At 65.1% G+C, this 21,299-nt stretch carries 22 protein-coding genes; 10 read left to right on the top strand and 12 right to left on the bottom strand.

Translation table 11 applies throughout. The annotated features are described in order from the left end of the window. Positions 1-12: 12 nt before the first annotated feature. Positions 13-1,608: a diguanylate cyclase gene (locus P5W99_RS21155; RefSeq protein ID WP_434662790.1), complete on the top strand. Its 1,596-nt coding sequence runs from the start codon at positions 13-15 to the stop codon at positions 1,606-1,608. Here P5W99_RS21155 and P5W99_RS21150 read toward each other — a convergent pair. Then, positions 1,580-3,028 carry a cytochrome-c peroxidase gene (locus tag P5W99_RS21150; protein WP_434662788.1) on the bottom strand — a complete coding sequence of 483 codons (1,449 nt, stop codon included), beginning with the start codon at positions 3,026-3,028 and terminating at the stop codon, positions 1,580-1,582. The two genes, P5W99_RS21155 and P5W99_RS21150, sit on opposite strands and share 29 nt — an antisense overlap. A 112-nt stretch (positions 3,029-3,140) precedes the next feature. Beyond that, a complete protein-coding gene (locus P5W99_RS21145) occupies positions 3,141-4,814 on the bottom strand; it encodes a phospholipase C (protein ID WP_434664460.1) in 1,674 nt (557 codons plus the stop codon). Positions 4,815-5,251: 437 nt separating this feature from the next. Between P5W99_RS21145 and P5W99_RS21140 the strand changes: the two genes are divergently transcribed. Then, a complete protein-coding gene (locus P5W99_RS21140; protein WP_434662786.1) occupies positions 5,252-5,518 on the top strand; it encodes a hypothetical protein in 267 nt (88 codons plus the stop codon). Positions 5,519-5,643: 125 nt separating this feature from the next. On the opposite strand, the gene P5W99_RS21135 is transcribed toward P5W99_RS21140, so the two are convergent. Next, the gene (locus P5W99_RS21135) at positions 5,644-6,048 is read right to left on the bottom strand and encodes a DUF302 domain-containing protein (RefSeq protein WP_421025362.1); all 405 of its coding nucleotides are present in this window, start codon (positions 6,046-6,048) and stop codon (positions 5,644-5,646) included. A gap of 124 nt (positions 6,049-6,172) precedes the next feature. Continuing rightward, positions 6,173-7,249 carry a M23 family metallopeptidase gene (locus P5W99_RS21130; RefSeq protein ID WP_434662783.1) on the bottom strand — a complete coding sequence of 359 codons (1,077 nt, stop codon included), beginning with the start codon at positions 7,247-7,249 and terminating at the stop codon, positions 6,173-6,175. Positions 7,250-7,608: 359 nt separating this feature from the next. Between P5W99_RS21130 and P5W99_RS21125 the strand changes: the two genes are divergently transcribed. The 3 genes from P5W99_RS21125 to P5W99_RS21115 all read left to right on the top strand — a co-directional run bounded on the left by P5W99_RS21125 (position 7,609) and on the right by P5W99_RS21115 (position 9,704). Next, positions 7,609-8,487 carry a hypothetical protein gene (locus P5W99_RS21125; RefSeq protein ID WP_421026995.1) on the top strand — a complete coding sequence of 293 codons (879 nt, stop codon included), beginning with the start codon at positions 7,609-7,611 and terminating at the stop codon, positions 8,485-8,487. Between the two features lie 241 nt (positions 8,488-8,728). Continuing rightward, positions 8,729-9,346, top strand: coding sequence for a LysE family translocator (locus P5W99_RS21120; protein ID WP_421025360.1), 618 nt, complete (start codon positions 8,729-8,731; stop codon positions 9,344-9,346). Between the two features lie 55 nt (positions 9,347-9,401). Continuing rightward, complete coding sequence (locus P5W99_RS21115; RefSeq protein WP_421025359.1) at positions 9,402-9,704, top strand: hypothetical protein; 303 nt, start codon at positions 9,402-9,404, stop codon at positions 9,702-9,704. On the opposite strand, the gene P5W99_RS21110 is transcribed toward P5W99_RS21115, so the two are convergent. Next, positions 9,673-11,085: a PLP-dependent aminotransferase family protein gene (locus P5W99_RS21110; RefSeq protein WP_421025358.1), complete on the bottom strand. Its 1,413-nt coding sequence runs from the start codon at positions 11,083-11,085 to the stop codon at positions 9,673-9,675. The genes P5W99_RS21115 and P5W99_RS21110 overlap by 32 nt on opposite strands. A gap of 196 nt (positions 11,086-11,281) precedes the next feature. Here P5W99_RS21110 and P5W99_RS21105 point away from each other — a divergent pair, with 196 nt between their 5' ends. Both P5W99_RS21105 and P5W99_RS21100 read left to right on the top strand, forming a co-directional pair. Continuing rightward, the gene (locus tag P5W99_RS21105; protein ID WP_434662779.1) at positions 11,282-12,610 is read left to right on the top strand and encodes an aspartate aminotransferase family protein; all 1,329 of its coding nucleotides are present in this window, start codon (positions 11,282-11,284) and stop codon (positions 12,608-12,610) included. 192 nt (positions 12,611-12,802) lie between these two features. Next, entirely contained in the window at positions 12,803-13,051 is a 249-nt protein-coding gene (locus P5W99_RS21100) for a hypothetical protein (protein ID WP_421025356.1), read from the top strand. Positions 13,052-13,095: 44 nt separating this feature from the next. Here P5W99_RS21100 and pcaC read toward each other — a convergent pair whose 3' ends face one another. The 5 genes from pcaC to P5W99_RS21075 all read right to left on the bottom strand — a co-directional run bounded on the left by pcaC (position 13,096) and on the right by P5W99_RS21075 (position 17,193). Continuing rightward, the gene (gene pcaC, locus P5W99_RS21095; protein WP_434662776.1) at positions 13,096-13,527 is read right to left on the bottom strand and encodes a 4-carboxymuconolactone decarboxylase; all 432 of its coding nucleotides are present in this window, start codon (positions 13,525-13,527) and stop codon (positions 13,096-13,098) included. Continuing rightward, positions 13,524-14,315: a 3-oxoadipate enol-lactonase gene (gene pcaD, locus P5W99_RS21090; RefSeq protein ID WP_434662774.1), complete on the bottom strand. Its 792-nt coding sequence runs from the start codon at positions 14,313-14,315 to the stop codon at positions 13,524-13,526. The genes pcaC and pcaD overlap by 4 nt, the downstream gene beginning before the upstream one ends. Before the next feature lie 4 nt (positions 14,316-14,319). Next, positions 14,320-15,699 carry a 3-carboxy-cis,cis-muconate cycloisomerase gene (locus tag P5W99_RS21085; protein WP_421025353.1) on the bottom strand — a complete coding sequence of 460 codons (1,380 nt, stop codon included), beginning with the start codon at positions 15,697-15,699 and terminating at the stop codon, positions 14,320-14,322. A gap of 117 nt (positions 15,700-15,816) precedes the next feature. Further along, positions 15,817-16,476 (bottom strand): 3-oxoacid CoA-transferase subunit B, encoded by a 660-nt coding sequence (locus tag P5W99_RS21080; protein ID WP_421045994.1) that lies wholly within the window; start codon positions 16,474-16,476, stop codon positions 15,817-15,819. Positions 16,477-16,491: 15 nt separating this feature from the next. Then, complete coding sequence (locus P5W99_RS21075) at positions 16,492-17,193, bottom strand: 3-oxoacid CoA-transferase subunit A (protein WP_434662771.1); 702 nt, start codon at positions 17,191-17,193, stop codon at positions 16,492-16,494. Between the two features lie 258 nt (positions 17,194-17,451). Here P5W99_RS21075 and P5W99_RS21070 point away from each other — a divergent pair, with 258 nt between their 5' ends. Together P5W99_RS21070 and folE are read left to right on the top strand one after the other, a co-directional pair. Continuing rightward, on the top strand, positions 17,452-18,375 hold the full coding sequence (locus P5W99_RS21070; protein WP_421025350.1) for a LysR family transcriptional regulator: 924 nt from the start codon (positions 17,452-17,454) through the stop codon (positions 18,373-18,375). A gap of 133 nt (positions 18,376-18,508) precedes the next feature. Continuing rightward, on the top strand, positions 18,509-19,159 hold the full coding sequence (gene folE, locus P5W99_RS21065) for a GTP cyclohydrolase I FolE (protein ID WP_421025349.1): 651 nt from the start codon (positions 18,509-18,511) through the stop codon (positions 19,157-19,159). Between the two features lie 57 nt (positions 19,160-19,216). Here the strand turns inward: folE and epsC are convergent, their stop codons facing one another. Continuing rightward, positions 19,217-20,140: a serine O-acetyltransferase EpsC gene (gene epsC / locus P5W99_RS21060; RefSeq protein ID WP_421025348.1), complete on the bottom strand. Its 924-nt coding sequence runs from the start codon at positions 20,138-20,140 to the stop codon at positions 19,217-19,219. 92 nt (positions 20,141-20,232) lie between these two features. Then, positions 20,233-20,466, bottom strand: a complete 234-nt coding sequence (locus P5W99_RS21055; RefSeq protein WP_028222781.1) for a hypothetical protein — start codon at positions 20,464-20,466, stop codon at positions 20,233-20,235. 320 nt (positions 20,467-20,786) lie between these two features. Here P5W99_RS21055 and P5W99_RS21050 point away from each other — a divergent pair, with 320 nt between their 5' ends. Then, positions 20,787-21,101: a DUF3005 domain-containing protein gene (locus tag P5W99_RS21050; RefSeq protein ID WP_421025347.1), complete on the top strand. Its 315-nt coding sequence runs from the start codon at positions 20,787-20,789 to the stop codon at positions 21,099-21,101. Positions 21,102-21,299 lie beyond the last annotated feature (198 nt).

Raw genomic sequence — 21,299 nt, 5'->3', positions numbered from 1 at the left:
TTTACGCGTTCCGTGCGCGACGCCTGCGCTGCGCCGTTCCGCTGGATCGTGCGCCATCCGTTCGTGCCTGGGTGTGCGGGCACGCTCGTGGGCATCGCCATCGTCGCGCTTGCGCTCGCGGGCTTCGCGCAGCAGCGCGAGCAGGCGCTCGCGCACGCGCGGCAAACCTCGGAAACGCTCGTCTCGCTGATGTCCGCGCATCTCGAAGAGAGTTTCGGCGTCTACGACCTGATCCTGACCGAAGCACTCGAATCGATTCGCGACCCGCGCGCGGCTGCGCTGCCGCGCGACCTGCGCCGCCAGCTCATGTTCAGCCGGGTGGCGGGCGCGGCCTATCTCGACGGCGCGCTCTATATCGACGCCGGCGGCAAGATCGTCGAATCGCTGGACGGCGCCGACTACCCGAACGTGGATCTCGCCGACCGCGACTATTTCCGCGCCCAGGAGCGCAGCCCCTCGGTGGGCATGTACATCTCCGATCCATTCCGCTCGCGCGTGAACGCAGGCCAGTACGCAATCGGCCTCTCGCGCCGCGTGAGCACCTACGACGGCGCGTTCGGCGGCGTGGTACTGCTCACGTTGCGGCTCGCGTATTTTCAGCGCTTGTTCGAGCGCATCGACGTGGGCAGTCGCGGCGCCCTCTTCATCATGCTCGATGACGGCACGCTGCTCGCCCGCAAGCCGTTCTCCGACTACGACGTGGGCATGAACTTCGCCTCGCAGCGGCAAATCGCGCCGATGCTCAAATCGAGTGCGGGCACCTTCGTCGCGCGCGACGACGAGGACGGCACGGCGCGCATCCACACCTGGCGGCGCGTACCGCACACCTCGCTGATCGTGGCCGTGGCGCCCGCGCTCGACGACGCGCTCGCGGCCTGGCACGAGCGCGTGTCGATCTACAGGCCGATGTCGCTCGTGTTCGGCGCGGTGGTCGCGCTGTCCTCATGGCTGCTCGCGTTCGGGCTGCGCGCACGCCTGCGCGCCGAGTCGGAGCTCGAACGGCTATCGGTCACGGACGCACTCACGGGCCTCGCGAACCGCCGCGCGCTCGACCTGCATATCGTCAACGAATGGAACCGCGCGCGCCGCGCAAACGAGCCGCTTTCGGTGCTGTTCATCGACATCGACCGCTTCAAGCTCTTCAACGACTTCTATGGGCATGCCGTGGGCGACGAAGTGCTCGCTGCCGTGGCGCACGCGATCCAGGCCGCCGTGCATCGCACGACAGACATGGTGGCGCGCTACGGCGGCGAAGAATTCGCGGTGGTGCTCGCAAACACGCCGCCCGATGGTGCGCTGCATATCGCGGAGCAGATCCGCGCGAACGTGCAGCGCCTCGGCATCGCGCACGGGCACAGCGAACACGGCTCGGTCACGGTGAGCGTGGGCTGCGCAACCTGCATGCCGCGCGAAGGCACCGGCGCGCATGCACTGCTGCGCGCCGCCGACGAGGAGCTATACGCGGCGAAGCAGGCCGGCCGCAATCAGGTCAAGGCGAAGGCCTTCGACGGGCCGCCGCCCGATCCGCGCCACGCGCTGGCCGACGACGGCGCGCCGCGGGCGGCCCCTGTCGGCCCGGCTAGTTCGACGGCAGCGGATCGTCGTTGAGGGTCTTCAGGAACGCGACGATGTCGCGGATCTCATCGCCGGACATCGCGGGCTTGTCGCCGAACTTGCGGTCGAATGGCGCGTCGGTCACGTCCACATTGTTTCGGTATTGCGGCGGGATATCGTCGTATTTGTCGATCTTGCCCTTCGCATCGCGCGGATAGAACTTGCCCGGGTCGGTGTTGCGCTCGTTGTAGAACGCCATGACGTGGTCGAGGTCGTGATAGATGCCGTTGTGGAAGAACACCGTGCGCGTGGCCGCATTACGCAATGTGGGCGTGAGGAACATCCCGCAGTACTGCGTCTGGTCTCGCAAATCCGCACGGAACGGCCCGCACACGCCCAGATCGTAAAAGCGCGGATCGCGGTTCTGCGCAAGCTTGCGGTTGCGCGGCACGCCGAGCGCCTCGTACTGGTAGTCGGTGAACATCGGCGGCAGGCCATCCCTGCCCGGCTTCGAGAGGTGGCAGCCCGCGCAGTTCGCCCGGCCCGGATCGTTGAAGAGGCGCAGACCGCGCAGTTCGGCGCGTGTGAGACGCGCGCGTCCTTCGAGCCAGCGGTCGTACTTGCTGTTGTACGGATGGAACGACGGATCCTCCACCTGGTAGCGCGAGATCGCGAACATCGCTTCGGAAACCAGCAGCTTGCCGTTGCTGAAAATTCGTGGTCCGAATAATTCCGTGAAGCGCTTCGCGTATGGCGCCTGATCGAGTTTTCCGGCCACCTGATCGACGCTCGTGTTCCCCATTTCCACCGGGTTGAGCAGCGGGCCGTAGGCCTGTTGTTGCAGCGTATCGGCGCGGCCGTCCCAGAACAGGCCGCCTTGCGGCACCTTCTCCGTGGAGGTCGACGGACCGCCCGCGGTCTTTTGCGACTTGACCACGCCCGCGGCGGCCGCGGCCTGCTCGGCGACCGTGGGCGCATCGTCGCTTTCGCCCGCATCGGGCCCGATGCTGAAATTCGGCTGGCGATACAGATACATGAGCGACGGGGGCGGACGATAGCCCTGCTGCGTCATCGCGAGTCCGCCTTGCTGCACGTCGAGCCCGTTGGGCGGGCTATAGGCATGCGCGGGACTGTGGCACGAGGCGCACGACTGTTTGCCCGAGGCCGACAGCGCCGGATCGAAAAAGAGCTGCTTGCCGAGCTGCGCCATGGCCGAAAGCGGCGCCACGGGCGGACGCTGCAACACGACCGGATGCGGATTGACGCCGGTGAGGTTCTCGACGATGACGCCCACGGGCGCGGGCACATTGGCGGGAAAGACGACGGCGTAAGCACCGAAGCCGAGTGCGGTAACCGCTAAAGCGGCAGCGGCGCGCGGTAGTGTGAGCCCACGGCGCGCGGGCTTCGCCTTGACGCTGGCCGACGACGATGCGGAAGAAGCAGACGAAGAAGCAGACGACGAAAACTCGGACATATTGCCTTGTTCCTTACGGAACCAGAAAACCAAAAAGCCGTGGGCGATCGCGAGGATGCGCCACACGGCGTCAGGGCGCGCTGCGCACGCCCTTGCGGACTTCGAGCGCCGGTTACATCGCCGGCGCGGCGCTCAATTGCGTGCCTTGCGTGCCGTCGAGATACAGAACCGGCAGGATGCCCTTGCCCGCGAAATCGAACATGCCGCGCATGTCGCCCGCCACGGCATCGAACGATCCGCCGCCAAGACGCGCGCCGCCCAGCCAGTTGTCTTCGATGAAGCGCACCACCGAGGCCTGGTCGATGAAGGTGTGATCCACGTAGTTCGCCTTTGCCCACGGCGAAATCACCACGAACGGAATGCGCGTGCCAGGGCCGCAGCGGCCATTGACCGGCGCGCCCGCGACGCCCGTGGGCTGGGTGCCGCTGCCGCACACGCCATTGCCGTTGAGCTGGTCGGCCGAGGCCATCGACGAATGCACCGGCGGCATGTATTGATGGTCGTACCAGCCATCCGAGTCGTCATAGGTCACGACCACGGCGGTGTTCTGCCAGTCGGGCTGCTGCATCAGAAAGTTCACGACCTTCGTGACGAACTGCTGCTCGTCGAGCGGGTCCGAGTAGCCCGCGTGCGCGTCCTGTGCGGCCGGTGCCTTCAGGAAGCTCACCGACGGATAGTTGCCGGCTTTCACGGCGGCGAAGAAGTCGTCGGTGTCGTACTGGTGGTTCGCAGGCTCGGCCGTCTTGCCGTCCGTTTCCAGGCTCGAGCCGATCGCGGCCGTCGAGCTCGGGCGCGTGTGCTGCGGGTTCGAGGTCGATTTGAAGTATTGGAACCAGTTGTGGTGCGGAATGTAGTCGGCCGCGGCGGCATTCACGGCGGTTGCGACCGTGCTGCGCTTGCAGCCCGTAGTGCCGTTCGGGTTGGCCGTCTGCAGATTGAAGCCGCCCATGAAGCCGCCCCAGGTGATCTGCTTCGCGTTCAGCAGATCACCGATGTTCTTCGCGTTGATCATGCCCGTGTCGGTGGTGCTGGAGCACACGTCGTAGCCGGGGTCGACGTCGTTGATCATGGTGAGCCCGCCCGCGCCGTCGTTAATGTAGTAGGACGAAGTAGTTGCCGTGGCCGGCTGCTTCGACGAGACCACGATCTGGAACCCGTTGGTCTGGCCCGCCACCACTTCGAGCGCGCCGGGCGTGGACGGGCCATACGTCGTGGTCCACGCGTTGTCGCTCATCGCGAACTTCTGCGCATAGTTCCATAGCGCCGTGACCGTGTTGCCGTCGAAGTAGCCCATCACCTGGCCCTTCGTGCCGAACGCGCCCGCGCCGCCGCTCGTGGCGTGGCCGGTGTACTTCGGGAACAGGTCGAGCGCGCCGTTGTCGGCGGCTTGCTGCTCGGCCGTGTAGGCATGGTTCTGGTCGGCGGTGGCCGCCTGGGTGCGGTCGAGGCGGAACGGGTTCGCGGCGTCCGCGCCGTTGGCGGTGTTCGTGAAGTTGGGGTTAGCCGTAAGCAGCGCGCCCGTGAGGCTGTTGACTGCCGGCGTGCCCGCGGCAGCCGTGAAAGCCGGTTCGCCCGCCGGATTCGTGGCGCTCGGATAGGTCGCAAAATAGTGGTCGAACGAAACGTTTTCGCCGTAGATCACTACGAGGTGCTTGATCGGCGTGGCCGTCGCGAGCGCGTCCTGCGCGGACACGGCCGGCGAGTTCGACGAATTGCTGCTGCCGCAGGCGAACAGGGTGGCGGCAAGTCCAACGCACGGCGCGGCGAGTAATGCCCGGCGGTACATGCGATCCATGGTGTGGGGCTCTATCGAATTCTGAATTGAGTTTGCTTCGGCGTGCGCATTACACCACCCGAACATGACCCCAAAACGACCATCTCATTTCTTCAAGCTTTCGTTTCATTTCGATACTGAAAGCATCGCCGCTGCCGTTGCACTCTTTCGCGCGCGAGCTATAACAGAAAGTGCAGCGCGGATGTTCTCTGCGCGCCCGCCTTCTCCTCCTTGTTGCGCCGCGCCACGCTGCGCCGCCTCCCGAGCCCGCGGAGGCTTGCCTGCCGAGCAAGGCAGTCAGGACCTGTTCCCGTCGATGACAGGTTCGATAACACGTCCGGCAGCCCGGTCCCAGCGCCGGCATCCCGGCTTATGCTCGAAGCGCGCATGGCGCAGCGCCGTGTGCGCGCCGGGCCGTCCTGACATCGCGTTCAGGAAGGAGTGTGGAGATGAAGATCCGTTTGGCGTCGATCGCCGCCTGCTTGACCGCCCTTGCGGCCCTCGCGGCTGGCGCGCCTGCCACGGCGCAGACGAACGACGAGCCCACCTCGCAGCAGCGCGCGCATCAAATGATGATCCGTGACGCGGATGCTTCGGCACAGGCCGCCACCGACATGTCGTACGGCGGCACGCCCGACACGCACAGCGCCGCCGGCCATCGCACCGGTAAAGCCTGCTTGACCCGTTCGGAGTGCGATCTATTTTCCGGCCATTGAGCCGTGCTGACGCGCAGCCGGCGCGCGTGCCGCCCGAGCCGCCCTGCGGCTGCGCCTTCGAATATCGGTTAGCGCCGCCGCTGCTGGGGTGCCGGCTTTTCCTGCACGCGCCCGCGCGGCGCGCTTCACTGCACCGTGGCCCGCAGCAGTTCCGCCACGCGCTGCAGCGGCACAAGCAGTTCGGGCGCGATGCCGTAGAGCGGGCCGAGGGTTTGCGCGACGTCGCGATAGTCGACCTGCACGCGGCCTTCGTCGTCCTCCCAAACCACGAGCCGCAGCGGCAATTCGAGCGCCGTGTGCGGATTGGCCAGCATAACCGGCGTGCCCGCCGTCGGGTTGCCGAACATGAGGAGCCGCGTTCGACGCAACTCGAGCCCCGCGAGCACCGCGGCCTCGCGCTGGTCCACATCGGCGAACACTCTGGCGCCTGCGCGCTCGAGCACCGCCTTGAGGCGTGCGATCGTGGTGTCGAAATCGTGCGCGCTCGTGTAAGTCAGAACGGATGAGGGATGCTGCCCATGTTCGGTCATGGCGAGACTCCGGGGAACGAAACCGCGTGTCGGTTTTAACTCGGCTTGAGCTCGAACTGTAGCCCATAAGACGCACGCTCCGGGCCCAGCATGAACGCGGCCCGCCAGGGCCGCCCCGGGGCGCTCACAGCATCGGCGTCAGTTTCTGGACCTGCTGCGCGAAGTGCACCATGTCTTCGCCGTTCAAAGCCGTGCGGGTCGGCAGATCGACCGTGAGCGGGTCTTGCGGCACGTCGGCCACGTGGACCTCATAGTGCAGATGCGGACCGGTCGCCCAGCCCGTCCTGCCCACGTACCCGATCACCTGGCCCTGGCGGATTTCGCTGCCCACGCGCAACGCTTTCGCGAAGCGCGAGAGATGCGCGAAGGTCGTCGAAAAATCGCCGAAATTCTTGATCTGGATAACGCGGCCATAGCCGGTCTGCCAGCCCACGAACGTCACGGTGCCCTGCGCAGTCGCATGCACGGGCGTGCCCATGGGCGCAGCGAAATCGACGCCTTCGTGCGGCGCCCAACGGTGCGTGACAGGATCGAGCCGATCCGGCGAAAAGTCCGACGAGATGCGTGTGTACTCAACCGGGTAGCGCAGGAAGGTCGGCGACGCCGGCTGGCCGTCGGCGTTGTAGTAGAACGCCTTGCCGTCCAGCTTGCGATAGAGGAACACATCGTGCGTGTCGTGGCCGCTGGCAATGCGCACAGCAACAGGCCGGTCGTCCTGCGCGGCGGAGTCGGCCGCCGCGCCCTGGGTCGCGGGGCCGGCGGCCGGCGCGGCTTCGGTGAATGTGTGCACGGCGTTCGCCGCGCCGTTGCGGAACACGAGGCGCATCTCGCTGCCCGGCTTCAGATCGTGTTCGACATCGAGTTGCCCCGAGAGCGCGTGGGCGAGCCGCGCGGCCACGGCAGCGCCGACGCCCAACTGGTCCGCCGTCGCCGCGAAGTTCTGCGTAACCTCGGCGGATGCGACACGGAAAGCGGGAACCGGCGGGCCGACAAACACCGGCGCGGCGGCGGCCGGGGCCAGGGTCGGGGCCGGTTCGCGCTCGGCGCGATCGGGGATTTCGTCCGACGCGTGCAGCGAAACCTCGGCGGCCGGCCGGGGCAACTGATGCGACAGCCACGCCGTGCACGCGGTGCTGAGCGCAGCCACGAGCATCGCTTTGCCCGCGACTCCCTGCGGCGTCGTCGATACGAATTTGGACATCTACGGAAACAAACTGAGTACGGATGGCTGGCGGAAAGCCGCGCGCGACGCGCCGCTTTCGCAACGACATCGGCGCCATTGCAGCACCGATGGGCGAGTGGGCGAGCGTATGACAGATTTCTTAAACGAATCTTAAAAATAACAAATAGTATCAATTCCCCATTTTTAACGGATGGTTCGCAGTAATTCGATGGCAATTGCACGCTGTAGACGACTCGAACCCGGTTCATTGCATGGCGCGCGGTTCGACCCGGCCGGCCCCGCGTTCGGCGCGCCGGAACCCCGGTCGAGGTAGGATGGGGGCCATGAACAAGCGCGCCCAACTTTCAGCGGACAACCGGCGAATCCGACCGTGGTGGATGATCGTGATGACGGTGGTGATCTGCTTTCTGTGTCAGAGCGCCTTCGCCGAGGCAGATGGCCGCGCCGCGAGCCTGCGCAGCAAATATCGGAGCCTGACGCAACAACTCGCACACAACCCGTTTCAGCGGCCCTTGTACCTCGAATCCAAGGAGTTGCCGTCAGCACTCAACGGCGAGATTTACGGCGTGGTCAATTATCCTTTCACGACGGTCGACGGCACGCTCAACGACCCGGCTCAAGGCCCCGCCAACTGGTGCGACGTATTGATCCTGCACCTGAACACCAAGTACTGCCACGCGTCGACCGGCGCCAACGGTACGGTTCTGGCCGTGAATATCGGCAAGAAAACCGCGGAATCGCTTTCCTCGTCCTACCGGGTGCAATTCGACTATCGCCCGGTAGTCAGCACGACAGATTATTTTCGCGTGGAACTCACCGCCGCCACGGGGCCATTTGGCACGAAAGATTACCGGATCGTGCTCGAGGCGATACCCGTGGACAATAGCCGTACCTTTATCCATCTGACCTACGCCTACGGTTATGGCACGGCGGGACGGATCGCGATGAAAGCCTATCTGGGGACGATCGCGAGCGACAAGGTTGGATTCTCCTCCACCAGCGATCCATCGACGAACGAGCCGCGATACATCGGGGGGATGCGCGGCCTGGTGGAGCGCAATACCATGCGCTATTACCTCGCCATCGAGGCTTATCTTGGCGCGCTCTCCAGCCCATCCAACGCCCGGCTCGACAAACGGCTCGCTGACTGGTTCGACGCGACGGAGCAGTATCCGCGGCAATTGCACGAGGTCAGCCGCGCCGACTATATGCAAATGAAGCACGACGAATATCTGCGTCAGCAAACGGCCCAGTAGTCTGCCAGGTCGTCCGCCGGCGCGGCGGCGCCATGGGGACATCGCCGTTCACGCGGCCGGACACGATCGCGCCGCCGTCAGGAGCGTGTCGGCGGGTTATCAGGGCGTTCCGTACCGGTTTTCGTGCGCGCATCTGTATCGGTACTGTACCGATTGCCCCCGCTAAACTGGCTGCCAGTCAATTGCGGCGATCGCTGACAACGATCAGCGGTCGCCGCCCTGCCCCTGGAGCCATCGCACCATGCTGCCCGAAATGCTCAGCGCCTTGCCCGCCGGCATGCTCTTCGTGGTGGTCACAACCATCACGCCCGGCCCCAACAACACCATGCTGCTCGCCTCCGGCGTCAACTTCGGCTTCAAGCGCACGGTGCCGCACATTCTAGGCATCAGCGCGGGCGTCGTCGTACTGATGCTGTCAGTGGGATTCGGCCTCGGCGAAATCTTCCGTCACGTGCCCTGGCTTTACACGGCGCTCGAAGCCGCGAGCGTCGCCTATCTGCTGTGGCTCGCATGGAAGATCGGCACCTCGGGCATGCTCAAGGAAAGGGGCGGCGAACGCCGCCCCATGCGCTTTCACGAAGCCATCGCGTTCCAGTGGATCAACCCGAAGGCGTGGATGATGGTGCTCACTGCCGCCACCACGATCCGCCTCTCGGCGGACTTCGGCGTCAACACCGTCGTGATGGCCGCGCTGTTCTATGTAATCGGCCTGCCCTGCATTTGCGTGTGGGCCGCCTTCGGCACCGGCATGCGCCGCTTTCTCGGCGACTCACGCCGCCTGCGCCTGTTCAATATCGCCATGGCGCTGGCGCTCGTCGCTTCGATGTATCCGCTGTTCGCGCACCTGCTGCAGCGCTGAGGCGGTCTGGCGCTGAACGCGGCTGCAGGAACTGCTCAACAGCGACCCCACGTGCATGTTCGTCTGGTTGCGCGTGCCCGGGCCGTATCGCTTCAACGATTTTGCCGCCACCACTCAGGCGCGCGACGCGAGCACGATGCCCGCCGCGGCGGTTGCCGTCGATCGCTCGACCACCTGGCACGGCGTGCGCATCAAGCGCGCCGACGCGAGTTCGCGCGAGCAGTTGGCGCACGGCCTTGCAGATACTCGCGCGCACGCTGCGCGACCGGCCACCGGAGCTATTCGGGACGATCCAGGGTTGGGTGCTGCGTGGGGCGCATGGCGCTTTACGACGCGTGATGGTCCACCCGCTCGATGAAGCGCCACAGCGCGTCGTCGAGCGAATACGGCGCGTTGAAGCGGAACCAGGCGCTGGCCGCGTCATCGGCGCGGAAATAGGAGCCGGGCGCGAGCCAGATGCCGTCGGCCAGCGCCGCCGTGGCAATCGCGCCGGCGCGCGCGGCCTCCACCGGCAGGCGCACCCATATGAACAGCCCCGCGCGCGGCCGGCAGAACGATTCCAGCCCCAGCGCGTCGAGCCGATCCTCCAGCGTTGCATGCGCGACCTTCAGGCGCTCGTTCACGATCTCGACGTGATGCGCGTAACGCCCTTCGACCAGCACCTTGTCGACGATGCGCTCGATCGTCTCCGACGACGTGAGCCCCACCGCCATCTTCGCGCGCGCCAGCTCGCGCAGCACGTCGCGCTCGGCAACCACGTAGCCGCAGCGCAGCGAAGGCGTCACCGTTTTGGAAAAGCCGCCCACGTAGACCACGCGCCGCAACCCTTCCATTGCCGCCAGCAGCGGTGCGCCGGGCGGCGCGAGTTCGCGGCTCACGTCGTCTTCCACTACCCAGATGCGCTCGCGCTCGGCGATCTGCAGCAAGCGGAATGCATTCGCCATTGAGTAGGTCGCGCCGGTAGGATTTTGCAGCGTCGTGTTTACGAAAATCGCCTTGGGTCGATGCGCCGCCACCTGCTGCTCCAGCACCTCGAGATCGATCCCGGCCGGCGTGCGCGGCACGCCATGCACCGTGAGCCCTGCGAGCTTGAGAATCTGCAATAAATTGCAGTAGCCCGGATCCTCCACCAGCACCGCGTCGCCCGTACGCAGCAAAGTGCGCACGATCAGATCGAGCCCCTGGGTCGCGCCCTGCGTGAGCAGCACGTTGCCGACCTCCACCGGCAGCCCCTGGCGATCCAGTTGCGCGGCAATGCGCTCGCGCAGCGGCGCGAAGCCGTATGGGTGCCCATAGTCGCCCAGCCGCACCGCCGGCACGCGGCTCGTCGCGCGTAGCGCGTGATGCAGCCCCGTCTCGTTGATCCACTCGCTCGGCATCCAGCCGCAGCCCGCCTTGATCGGCACGGAATGATCGGCGAACACATCCGAGAGCAGCCAGTTGGCCGTGAGCGTGGGCGGCTGCCAGACCGCCGCGCTCGGGCGCGGCGCGGTCTCGCGCGGCGCCACGCGGTAGCCCGAGCCGCGCCGCGCCACCACGAGCCCCATCGAGACGAGCCGGTTGTACGCCTCGGTCACCGTATAGGTGGAAAGCGCATGCGACTGCGCCAGTTGCCGCACCGAAGGCAGCAGCGCGCCCGAGCGCAGTGCATTCGCTTCGATGGCGTGAGCAAAACCGTGCACGATCTGCTCGACGAGCGTGGGAGCGGCGCGGCCGCGTTGCAGTTCAAGTTCGATCATCGGGAAAGGGGGTGGCGCACGCCGACCAATACAGTTGCGGCAAATTGTCCAGCACGGTTATCAGCGCAGTATAGAGACTGTATATGCCGTCGTCCAAATCCGGAGGCTAGAGTTTGTGAAATCACAACCGCAACCCTGTTGCATGGAACCGGAGCATGCGCACACGCGCCAACGCCGGTCGACACTGGAGGAAACAATGACTTCGCGCCCCGTCATCGACGACCTGTCGTCGTTCTGGATGCCGTTCACCGCCAACCGCCAGTACAAGGCCGCGCCGCGCCTGCTCGAATCAGCCAAGGGCATGTACTACCGCACGAGCGACGGCCGCGAGGTGCTCGACGGCAGCGCGGGCCTGTGGTGCGTGAACGCCGGCCATGCGCGCGACGAAATCGTCGCTGCCATTACGCAGCAAGCCAGCACGCTCGACTACGCGCCCACCTTCCAGATGGGCCACCCGCTTGCCTTCGAAGCCGCGCGCCGGATCGCCGACATCATGCCTGCCGGGCTCGACCGCATCTTCTTCACGAACTCGGGCTCGGAGTCCGTCGACACGGCGCTCAAGATCGCCCTCGCCTACCATCGCTCGCGCGGCGAAGGCCAGCGCACCAAGCTCATCGGCCGGGAGCGCGGCTATCACGGCGTGGGCTTCGGCGGCATTTCGGTGGGCGGCATCGGCGGCAACCGCAAGACCTGGTCGAGCCAGTTGCTCCCCGCTGTCGATCATCTGCCGCACACCCACGACCTCGAACACAACGCGTTCTCGAAGGGCCAGCCGGCATGGGGTGCCCATCTCGCCGACGACCTCGAACGCATCGTGGCGCTGCACGACGCCTCGACCATCGCGGCCGTCATCGTGGAGCCGGTGGCGGGTTCAACCGGCGTGCTGATTCCTCCGCAAGGTTATTTGCAACGCCTGCGCGACATCTGCACCAAGCACGGCATCCTGCTGATTTTCGACGAGGTCATCACGGGCTTCGGCCGCCTCGGCAAGGCCACGGCGAGCGAATATTTCGGCGTGACGCCCGACATCATCACGATGGCCAAGGCGATCAACAACGCAGCCGTGCCGATGGGCGGCGTCGCCGTGAGCCGCACGATCCACGACACGGTGGTGAACAGCGGCGCGCCTGGCGCAATCGAACTGTTCCACGGCTACACCTATTCGGCGCACCCGCTCGCCGCCGCATCCCTGATCGCAACGCAGGACCTGTATCGCCGCGAGGGGCTCTTCGAGCGCGCGCACAGCCTCGCGCCGAAGTTCGAAGCGGCGGCCCACGCGCTGCGCGATGCGAAGCATGTGAAGGACATCCGCAATCTCGGCCTCGTCGCGGGCATCGAACTCGATTCGCGCGACGGCGCACCGGGCGCGCGCGCCTATGAAGTGTTCGTGAAGTGCTTCGAGGCGGGCGTGCTGATCCGCTTCACGGGCGACATCCTCGCGTTCTCGCCGCCGCTCATCGTCACCGAAGAAGAGATCGAGCGTCTCTTCGGCACGGTGCGCGAAGTGCTGGCGAAGGTCCAGTAACGAAAGGCAACTCGCGCGCGCAAACCATGCGTGCAGCCAGACGGCCCGCGGCATGACCCTCGCGGGCCGTTTTTTTCGCCTGACCTTTCAGTTTGCTTTTTTTACGCGCACGCGCACGGCGTGCGGCATCGGCGTATCGTTTGTATATCGACACTGCGATGCCGCTCGCGGGCGGCGGCCGGAGGAAGGGCAATGAAGACACCGATCCGTATGGGCGCGCATATCGAAGGCGTCCACTGGGTGGCGGAATATCTCGCATCGACGCATGAAATCCGTGTGTTCCGCGATGGCCGCGAAATCGACACGTTCTCCGCGCCGGCCGCACTGCTGGGTGAAGAGGACGATGCGGGATCGGCCAGCGATGAAGCGAGCCGTGCCGAAGACGCTGCCGTGCTCGCAATCCTGCGGCGCTATGTGGCCGAACTCAATGCCGAAGAGTGAGGAGATGAGTGTGGCGCGCATGCTGCGCGCCACGTGATGCGGAATCAGCCCGCGCCGCCGGAGGGCGCTCCGCCGGAGGGCGCGCCGCCGGAGGGCGCTCCGTCTTCCTCGCGGAAGATGCGATCGGCGAGATGGAACGCCGAATTGGCGGCAGGCACGCCGCAGTATATGGCCGTCTGCAGCAAGACCTCCTTGATCTCATCGCGCGTCACGCCATTGTTCTTCGCGGCGCGCAGATGAAGCGCCAACTCCTCGCTGCGATTGAGCGCCACCATCATGGCGATCGTAAGCAGGCTGCGCGTGTGGCGCGGCAAGTCCTCGCGCGTCCAGATCTCGCCCCACGCATAGCGCGTGATGAACTTCTGGAACTCCTCGGTCACCTCATTGCGGTTGGCGATGGAACGGTCGACGTGCGCGTCGCCCAGCACCGCGCGACGCACCTTCATCCCCGCTTCGTAGCGCTCGTCTTCGTTCATTTCGACTCCTGCAGGAAGCCCAGCACGGTCTGGTTGAACTCGTCCGCCAGTTCGACGTTCGAAATGTGCGACGCGTTCAGTTCGACGTAACACGCGCCCGGCACCGATTCCGCGAGTTCGTGGCCTTGCGCGGGCGTGGCGGCCACGTCGTGGGTGCCCGAGATCACGAGCGTCGGCGCCTTGATCGACGCCGCCTCGCCACGCAGATCGGCGGCATTGATCGCTTCGCAGTTCGAAGCATAGCCATCCGCGTCGGTATGCACGAACACGTCGCGAGCCTGGTCGATCACGAGCGGATTGCGCGCCATGAATTCGGCCGTGTACCAGCGCGGCAACACAGCATCGGCGAGCGCGCGCATGCCTTCGTTGCGTGCCTTCGCCGCGCGCGGCAGCCACACTTCGGGCGTGCCGATCTTCGCCGCGGTGTTGCACAGCGCGAGGCGGTCAATGCGATTGCCAAAGCGCGCGCCGAGACCCACGCCCGTGAGGCCGCCCATCGAAACGCCAGCGAAATGCGCGCGTTCGATACCGAGGTGATCGAGCAGGCCGATCACGTCGCCGGTCAGTTGCTCGATGGTGTACGGGCCCGCCGGCGCCGCCGAATGGCCGTGGCCACGCGTATCGTAGCGCAGCACGCGGAAATGCTTCGAAAATGCAGCAAGCTGGGGCGTCCACATCGACACGTCGCTGCCAAGCGAATTCGACAGAACGAGCCACGGCGCGGTGGCGTTCCACGCACCGTCGATGCGGTAAAACAACTGGGTGTCGTTGACGGCTGCATGAGGCATGCGGTTACTCCTGATGAATCTGCGATGGTGAATGGGAAGCGCGCTGCACATACGACGCGAGCACCGCATCGACAAAGGCATGCGCCTGCCCCACATAATTGGCGGGATCGAGCAGCGCTCTCAGGCGCGCTTGGTCCAGATGTTGGGTAACGGCGGGGTCGGCCGCGAGTACGTCGTAAAGCGTACGCCCGGTTTGCACCGCCGCTTTCGATGCGTGCTCAACGAGATGGTGCGCATCGAGCCGGCCGATGTGATCGCCGAGCGCGAGCATCACCGCCTCGCCTAGAATCAGGCCGTGCGTGACGCCCAGGTTGGCGGCGAGACGCTCGGGCCGCACTTCCAGGCCGCCGGCGATCTGCTCGATCTGCGCGAGCGCACCGCCCGCGAGACGCGCAAGATCCGGCAGCGCATCCCACTCGGCCTGCCAGCCGCCGAGCGCGCGTTCGTGCTCCTGAACCATGCCCGAAAAAACCGTGGCGACAAGACCCGGCGCGCGCGCGGCAGCCGTCAGGACTGCTGCACAACCCACGGGATTGCGCTTGTGCGGCATGGTCGAGGAACCGCCCTTGCCCGCCGCCGCGGGCTCGCCCAGTTCGCCGACCTCGGTTTGCATCTGCAGCGAGATGTCGCGCGCGATTTTTCCGAGCGTGCCGATCAGCATGCCGAAGAAAGAAGCGGCCTCGGCAATGCGGTCGCGTTGCGTATGCCAGGGCAGCGCGGGCGCGGCAAGCCCGAGCTCCCTCGCGAGCTCCGCGCTCACCTGAGGCGCCGCTTCGCGCAGGCTCGCGAGCGTGCCCGCCGCGCCGCCGAATTGCAGCACGAGCGCGCGTTCGCGCAACGCCGCCAGACGTTCGCGGTGACGCAGCATCGCGTCGAGCCATTGCGCGAACTTCAGGCCGAGCGTGATCGGCAGCGCTTGCTGAAGCCAGGTGCGTCCCACTGCGGGCGTCGCGCGATGCACGCGCGCCAGATCGGCGAGCTTCGCGCAGGTCGCGTCGATGCCGGTTTCGATCAGCGCGAGTGCATCGCGCAATTGCAGCACGGTCGCCGTATCGATGATGTCCTGGCTCGTCGCGCCCCAATGCACGTATTTCGCAGCTTCGGGGTCGGCGGCCTTCACGCGCGCAGTCAGTTGCTTGACGAGCGGAATCGCCAGATTGCCGCCCAAGGCGGCGTCGCGCGCCAGCGCATCGGCATCGAGCTGGTTCGCCTCGCACGCCGCGACAATTGCCGCAATGGCAGTGCGCGGAATCACGCCGTGCGTGGCCGACGCCCGCGCCAGCGCCGCCTCCACGTCGAGCATGCGCTGCAGCGTGGCTGCGGGAGACCACACGGCGTTCATCGGCTCGGTGCCGCAGATCAGGCTCGTCAAGCGTTCAATCATGGATCGGTATGAATCGATTAGGAATGCGCGCAAACACAGATGGCGCGACGCTTGGCCACTATGCAGCCGGACATCGCGCCACGCGGGGCTTCATGCAATAAACTGCATTGCAGCAGTTTAAGCCGCGCGGCGATTCTGCGTCGCGTCGATCAACGGCACCCCGGCGAGCTTTTGCAGTGCATCGAAGTCGATATCCGAATAGATCTCGCGCACCGCGAGGCCTTCGGGCGTCACATCGAACGCGGCGAGATCCGTATAGATGCGGCCCACGCAGCCCACGCCCGTCACCGGGTACGAGCATTCGCTCACGAGCTTGCTTTCACCCTGCTTCGTGAGCAACTCCATCATGACGAACACTTGCTTCGCGCCGAGCGCGAGGTCCATCGCGCCGCCCACGGCCGGAATGGCATCGGGCGCGCCGGTGTGCCAGTTCGCGAGATCGCCCTTCACCGACACCTGGAACGCACCGAGCACGCAGTAGTCGAGATGGCCGCCGCGCATCATCGCGAACGAATCCGCGTGATGGAAAAATGCGCCGCCCGTAAGCAGCGTGACGTGCTGCTTGCCGGCGTTGATGAGTTCGTCGTCTTCCTGGCCGGGCGCAGGCGCGGGGCCCATGCCGAGCAGACCGTTTTCGCTGTGCAGGAAAATTTCCTTGCTCGGGTCGAGGTGGTTGGCCACCAGCGTCGGCACGCCAATGCCGAGATTCACATAAGCGCCCTCAGGAATGTCCTGAGCCACGCGTTGAGCCATTTCGTCGCGATTCAACCGTTTCATTTCTTGACTCCTCACTCAGGCGGCCTGGCCGGCTTGCAGCGATTGATGCGCCGTCTGCGGCACTGCCACGACGCGCTGCACGAAAATGCCGGGCGTCACGATGTTTTCCGGATCGAGCGCGCCGAGTTCGACGACCTCCGAAACCTGCGCAATAGCGACCTTGGCCGCACTCGCCATGATCGGGCCGAAATTGCGCGCGGTCTTGCGATAGACCAGGTTGCCCCAGCGATCGCCCTTATAAGCCTTGATGAGCGCGAAGTCGGCATGCAGCGGCGACTCCAGCACGTAATGACGGCCGTCGATGAGGCGCGTTTCCTTGCCGTCGGCCAGTTTCGTGCCATAGCCCGTGGGCGTGAAGAAACCGCCGATGCCGGCGCCCGCCGCGCGGATGCGCTCGGCCAGATTGCCCTGCGGCACGAGTTCGAGTTCGATTTCGCCGGCGCGATAAAGCGCGTCGAACACATACGAGTCGGTCTGGCGCGGGAACGAGCAAATGATCTTGCGCACCCGTTTGGCCTTGAGCAGCGCGGCAAGGCCGGTATCGCCATTGCCCGCGTTGTTGTTCACGATCGTGAGCTCGCGCGCACCTTGCGCGATCAGCGCGTCGATCAGTTCCGCGGGCATGCCGGCCGTGCCGAAGCCGCCGATCATCACCGTGGCGCCGTCGTGCACGTCGGCGACGGCGGCTTGAAGCGAATCGAAAATCTTGTTGATCATGCCTGTTCCTGAAAGCGATGCGCACCGCGGAGAGTCCACGCCACTTGATCGCGAAAAAGTTCTATATACGAACACTGATTCGTTTAGCGAACGTTCAGCGCATTATCGGAGCCTAAATGTGGACTTGTCAAGGCGGGAGTTCCTGACGCGGCAGTCGAGTGCATGTCGGGACGCGCGAGTATCGCGCAATCAAATTCTTGTACTTATGTTTATTCGATTTCGATATAGTGCATCTGACTGCCTACGCGCGCCCGCCCCATGCAAGAGCTCGACCTCAATCTAATCCCCTACCTCGTGGCGATGGACGAAACCCGCAACGTGAGCCGCGCCGCCGAGCGGCTGGGCGTTAGCCAGCCGCGCGTAAGCACGGCGCTCGGCAAGCTGCGGGAATATTTCGGCGACCCGCTGTTCGTGCGCACCTCGCACGGCATGGAGCCCACGCCGCGCGCGCTCGGCCTCATCCCCGCCGCGCGCGACGCCCTCATCCGGATCGAGAAAGGCATGCTCGAGGCCCACGACTTCGACCCGGCCACCAGCACACATACGTTTTCGATCGCGCTCTCGGACGTGGGCGAGATCGTGTTCCTGCCGCGCCTGTTGCAAATGTTTGCCGAACGGGCGCCCAACGCGAATCTGCGTTCAGTTTCGCTACCGCACAACCAGGTGGAGCGCGGCCTCGAGTCGGGCGACATCGATTTGGCCGTCGGCTACTTCCCCGACCTCGGCGGCAACAACTTTTTCCAGCAGCGCCTTTTTACGCATCGGTTCATCTGCCTGATGCGCAGCAGCCATCCGCTCGCCGGCAAGCCCCTGACCCTCGAGCAGTTTCTTGCACTCGGCCACGCCGTCGTGCGCGCCGAGGGCCGCAGCCAGGAAGTGCTCGAACGCTTCCTGGAGAAGAAGCGCCTGCACCGGCGCGCCGTGCTCGAAACCCCTCACTTCATGAGCCTGCCGTTCATTCTCACGCGCACCGACCTGATCGCCACCGTGCCGCATGCAATCGGCTTCGCCTATGTCTCGGAGCACGCCTCGATCGCGCTGGTGGAGCCGCCGCTGCCCTTGCCCCGCTTCGACCTCAAGCAGCACTGGCACCGCAAGTATCACAATGCACCGCGCGGAGAATGGCTGCGCGGCGTGGTGGCCGAACTGTTCAATGACGCGATGGACGAATGGCCCAAATGAAGCGCGCACCCGCACACGACGGCGCAAGCCATTGCAATATGCGCCATCATGCACGGATGCGCGCGAATCATGAAACAATGGTCGCCGGTGGTACGCGTCGCCGCGGCGTGGCCCACATGACAGGAGCCAATGCATGAGCGACGCAAAGAACGCAGAAAAAAACACTCGAAAAAAACCGAAGACCGGCGCGGGCCGGCCATCGCGCGAGCAGGCGGAAGAAGCCGTGCGCGTGCTGCTGCGCTGGGCCGGCGACGACCCCGCACGCGAAGGCCTGATCGATACGCCGGCGCGCGTCGTGCGCGCCTATGAGGAATTCTTCGCGGGCTACAACCACGACCCGCGCGAGATCCTGTCGCGCACCTTCTCGGAAGTGGACGGCTACGACGAAATGATCGTGCTGAAGGACATTCGCTTCGAGAGCTACTGTGAACACCACATGGTGCCGATCATCGGCCGCGCGCACGTGGCGTATCTGCCCGAGCATCGCGTAGTGGGCATTTCGAAGCTTGCGCGGCTCGTCGACGCTTTCGCCAAGCGCCTGCAGATTCAGGAAAAGATGACCGCGCAGATTGCCGACACGCTCAACGAGGTACTCCAACCCAAAGGCGTGGGCGTGATTCTCGAAGCGGCACACCAATGCATGTCGACGCGCGGCGTGCACAAGGCGGGCGTGACGATGGTGACGTCGCGCATGCTCGGCACGTTCCGCAGCGACCCGTCCACGCGCCGGGAATTCCTGGCCATCGTCGGCAATCCGGGCGTAATGAGCGTGCCCAATACCTGAGGCCCTAGACACGCCCGGGCCGGCGCCGACAGACGTTCAGTGGCGCTTCAGCGGCACTCAGGACGCGCCGCTGTCACTGGCGATTTCGCGGATCTTGCCCTGGCGCACGCTGCTGCCCGGTGGCACGCTGTGCGTGAGCCATACATTGCCGCCGATCACCGAGCCCCGCCCGATCGTCACCCGGCCCAGAATGGTCGCGCCGGCGTAGATCACCACGTCGTCCTCGACGATCGGATGGCGCGCATTGCCCTTCACGAGCGTGCCATCGATATCGGCAGCGAAGCTCTTCGCACCCAGCGTCACCGCCTGGTACACACGCACGCGCTCGCCGATGATCGCCGTCTCGCCGATCACGACGCCCGTGCCGTGGTCGATGAAGAAGCTCGGACCGATCTGCGCGCCCGGGTGAATGTCGATGCCTGTTGCCGAGTGCGCGATTTCGTTGATGAAACGCGCGAGCAGCGGCACACCGAGCCGGTGCAATGCATGCGCAAGCCGATGATGCGTCATGGCCCAGACGCCGGGATAGCAGAGCAGGATTTCGGTGATGTGCTGCGCAGCCGGGTCGCCCGTGAACGCGGCCTGAATGTCGCTCACGAGCAGCGCGCGAATGCCGGGGAGCTGGTGACCGAATTCGCGGGCAATGTCGAAGGCGCGCTTGCGCAGCACCTCGTCGCCGGCTCCGGCGTTTTCGGGCAAAAAGCGCAGCGCGCGGCGAATCTGCTCGGCAAGCAGGCGCAGCGTGCTTTCGAGCGTATGACCGACGTAATAGTCGACGCTTTCGTCCGTCAAATCGGGCGCACCATAGTGCGTGGGGAACAGCGCGGCACGCAGGCCGGCGACAATGTTGATCACGCCGTCACGCGACGGCAGTTCGCGAATGCCGAGCGGGTGGCGGGTGCGGTGAAGCTCTTCGCGCGAAGCGCGCAGATCGGTGACGATCTGTTCGAGGCCCCAGTCGGGGTAAGCGGCATTGGACATGATGAAGCTGCGGGACGGCGCCGCCAGTAAGTGTATCGACCCCAGAGATTACCGCTTTTCGCGATAGTCCGCCGGGCGTCCCGAGCGCCGCCTCAGAGAGTGACGCTGCTAGCGTCGATCCAACGCACCGCCCAGTCGCGCGCATGGGCAATGGCGGCGGCTTCGTCGGAGAAGCGCAAGTCGGCTGGAAAGAAACGATTGGCAACGAGTTCGCCATCGCTCGAGCGCGAGATCACCACATAAGGCTGATATGTGCCGTCGCCGGCACGCGCCGGCGCACAATTGAGCAAATAACCGCGATGCGTGAATGCAGCGTCGAAGTGCATGTGTCTCATCCGCCCCTGACTGCTTTGTCCGTTTTTGTGAGCGCGTACAGGATCGTGCGGCAAAGCCACAGCCCGGCTATCGCTTAAGCCGTTAATTCTTATGCGCGCCAACTCGTTGAAAGAGGATCATACTCCCAGTAAATACGCCGATCCAACGAAAAAAATCCTGGATCGCTGGAGGCGTTCTCCTGGCGCACAGACTTGCATTTCCGCTGGATTCCGGGTTCGCTTCCAGTATTTTTGGAACACTTCGTGATGCAGTTTGATGCATCTGTTTGGTGCATCCGGTTCTTCATTGGCTTTCCTACGGAGGACACACCATGAACGGCTCCGACCGCAGCAATCACCCCGACGAAGCCACTACCAGCAACGCGTCGCTCGACAACAGCGTGCCGGAAGCGCCCGACGGTTTCGCGGGCTTCGATAGCCGCAGCCTCGCGCATCGCATGCCGTTTGCGCTCCAAACAGGCTTCGAGGCCGTCGACATGGGCATGGCCGCGCCGCCGGCGTACGACCTCGACGGACAGTTCGACGACCCGCGCGAGCTGGGCCAGCGCCGCAGCCCGGGACGCATTCACTTCGCCATCAACCATATGCGCCCGACGCGCGTGGTCGAACTGCATCGCAAACCCTGAGCTGCCCAAACATGCACTGAAACGCCTGGCGGACGCGTCTCGCCAGGCGAGCCGCAACGTGCCCGTGAACTTGTCAGGTCATTCGATCTGCATATCCCAGGTGCAGTGCGTCGCTACAACGCCGGTTCAATATTGCAGGCACAAAAATTCGCTCATGCGCATTAACAATCTTTCAAGTTCACGCGACGCATATTGCCC

Origin of the sequence: Paraburkholderia sp. A3BS-1L, assembly GCF_051125215.1 — a bacterium.
Lineage (GTDB): Bacteria > Pseudomonadota > Gammaproteobacteria > Burkholderiales > Burkholderiaceae > Paraburkholderia.
The sequence above is the reverse complement of the archived record's forward strand: the minus strand, read 5'-3'. Positions and strand labels throughout refer to the sequence as shown.

What these genes read in the sequence shown, in the direction of transcription:
- P5W99_RS21150 (WP_434662788.1), bottom strand. Translation starts at nt 3,028, where the DNA reads ATGTCCGAGTTTTCGTCGTCTGCTTCTTCGTCTGCTTCTTCCGCATCG.
- P5W99_RS21145 (WP_434664460.1), bottom strand. Translation starts at nt 4,814, where the DNA reads ATGTACCGCCGGGCATTACTCGCCGCGCCGTGCGTTGGACTTGCCGCC.
- P5W99_RS21140 (WP_434662786.1), top strand. Translation starts at nt 5,252, where the DNA reads ATGAAGATCCGTTTGGCGTCGATCGCCGCCTGCTTGACCGCCCTTGCG.
- P5W99_RS21135 (WP_421025362.1), bottom strand. Translation starts at nt 6,048, where the DNA reads ATGACCGAACATGGGCAGCATCCCTCATCCGTTCTGACTTACACGAGC.
- P5W99_RS21130 (WP_434662783.1), bottom strand. Translation starts at nt 7,249, where the DNA reads ATGTCCAAATTCGTATCGACGACGCCGCAGGGAGTCGCGGGCAAAGCG.
- P5W99_RS21125 (WP_421026995.1), top strand. Translation starts at nt 7,609, where the DNA reads ATGATCGTGATGACGGTGGTGATCTGCTTTCTGTGTCAGAGCGCCTTC.
- P5W99_RS21120 (WP_421025360.1), top strand. Translation starts at nt 8,729, where the DNA reads ATGCTGCCCGAAATGCTCAGCGCCTTGCCCGCCGGCATGCTCTTCGTG.
- P5W99_RS21115 (WP_421025359.1), top strand. Translation starts at nt 9,402, where the DNA reads ATGTTCGTCTGGTTGCGCGTGCCCGGGCCGTATCGCTTCAACGATTTT.
- P5W99_RS21110 (WP_421025358.1), bottom strand. Translation starts at nt 11,085, where the DNA reads ATGATCGAACTTGAACTGCAACGCGGCCGCGCCGCTCCCACGCTCGTC.
- P5W99_RS21105 (WP_434662779.1), top strand. Translation starts at nt 11,282, where the DNA reads ATGACTTCGCGCCCCGTCATCGACGACCTGTCGTCGTTCTGGATGCCG.
- P5W99_RS21100 (WP_421025356.1), top strand. Translation starts at nt 12,803, where the DNA reads ATGAAGACACCGATCCGTATGGGCGCGCATATCGAAGGCGTCCACTGG.
- pcaC (WP_434662776.1), bottom strand. Translation starts at nt 13,527, where the DNA reads ATGAACGAAGACGAGCGCTACGAAGCGGGGATGAAGGTGCGTCGCGCG.
- pcaD (WP_434662774.1), bottom strand. Translation starts at nt 14,315, where the DNA reads ATGCCTCATGCAGCCGTCAACGACACCCAGTTGTTTTACCGCATCGAC.
- P5W99_RS21085 (WP_421025353.1), bottom strand. Translation starts at nt 15,699, where the DNA reads ATGATTGAACGCTTGACGAGCCTGATCTGCGGCACCGAGCCGATGAAC.
- P5W99_RS21080 (WP_421045994.1), bottom strand. Translation starts at nt 16,476, where the DNA reads ATGAAACGGTTGAATCGCGACGAAATGGCTCAACGCGTGGCTCAGGAC.
- P5W99_RS21075 (WP_434662771.1), bottom strand. Translation starts at nt 17,193, where the DNA reads ATGATCAACAAGATTTTCGATTCGCTTCAAGCCGCCGTCGCCGACGTG.
- P5W99_RS21070 (WP_421025350.1), top strand. Translation starts at nt 17,452, where the DNA reads ATGCAAGAGCTCGACCTCAATCTAATCCCCTACCTCGTGGCGATGGAC.
- folE (WP_421025349.1), top strand. Translation starts at nt 18,509, where the DNA reads ATGAGCGACGCAAAGAACGCAGAAAAAAACACTCGAAAAAAACCGAAG.
- epsC (WP_421025348.1), bottom strand. Translation starts at nt 20,140, where the DNA reads ATGTCCAATGCCGCTTACCCCGACTGGGGCCTCGAACAGATCGTCACC.
- P5W99_RS21055 (WP_028222781.1), bottom strand. Translation starts at nt 20,466, where the DNA reads ATGCACTTCGACGCTGCATTCACGCATCGCGGTTATTTGCTCAATTGT.
- P5W99_RS21050 (WP_421025347.1), top strand. Translation starts at nt 20,787, where the DNA reads ATGAACGGCTCCGACCGCAGCAATCACCCCGACGAAGCCACTACCAGC.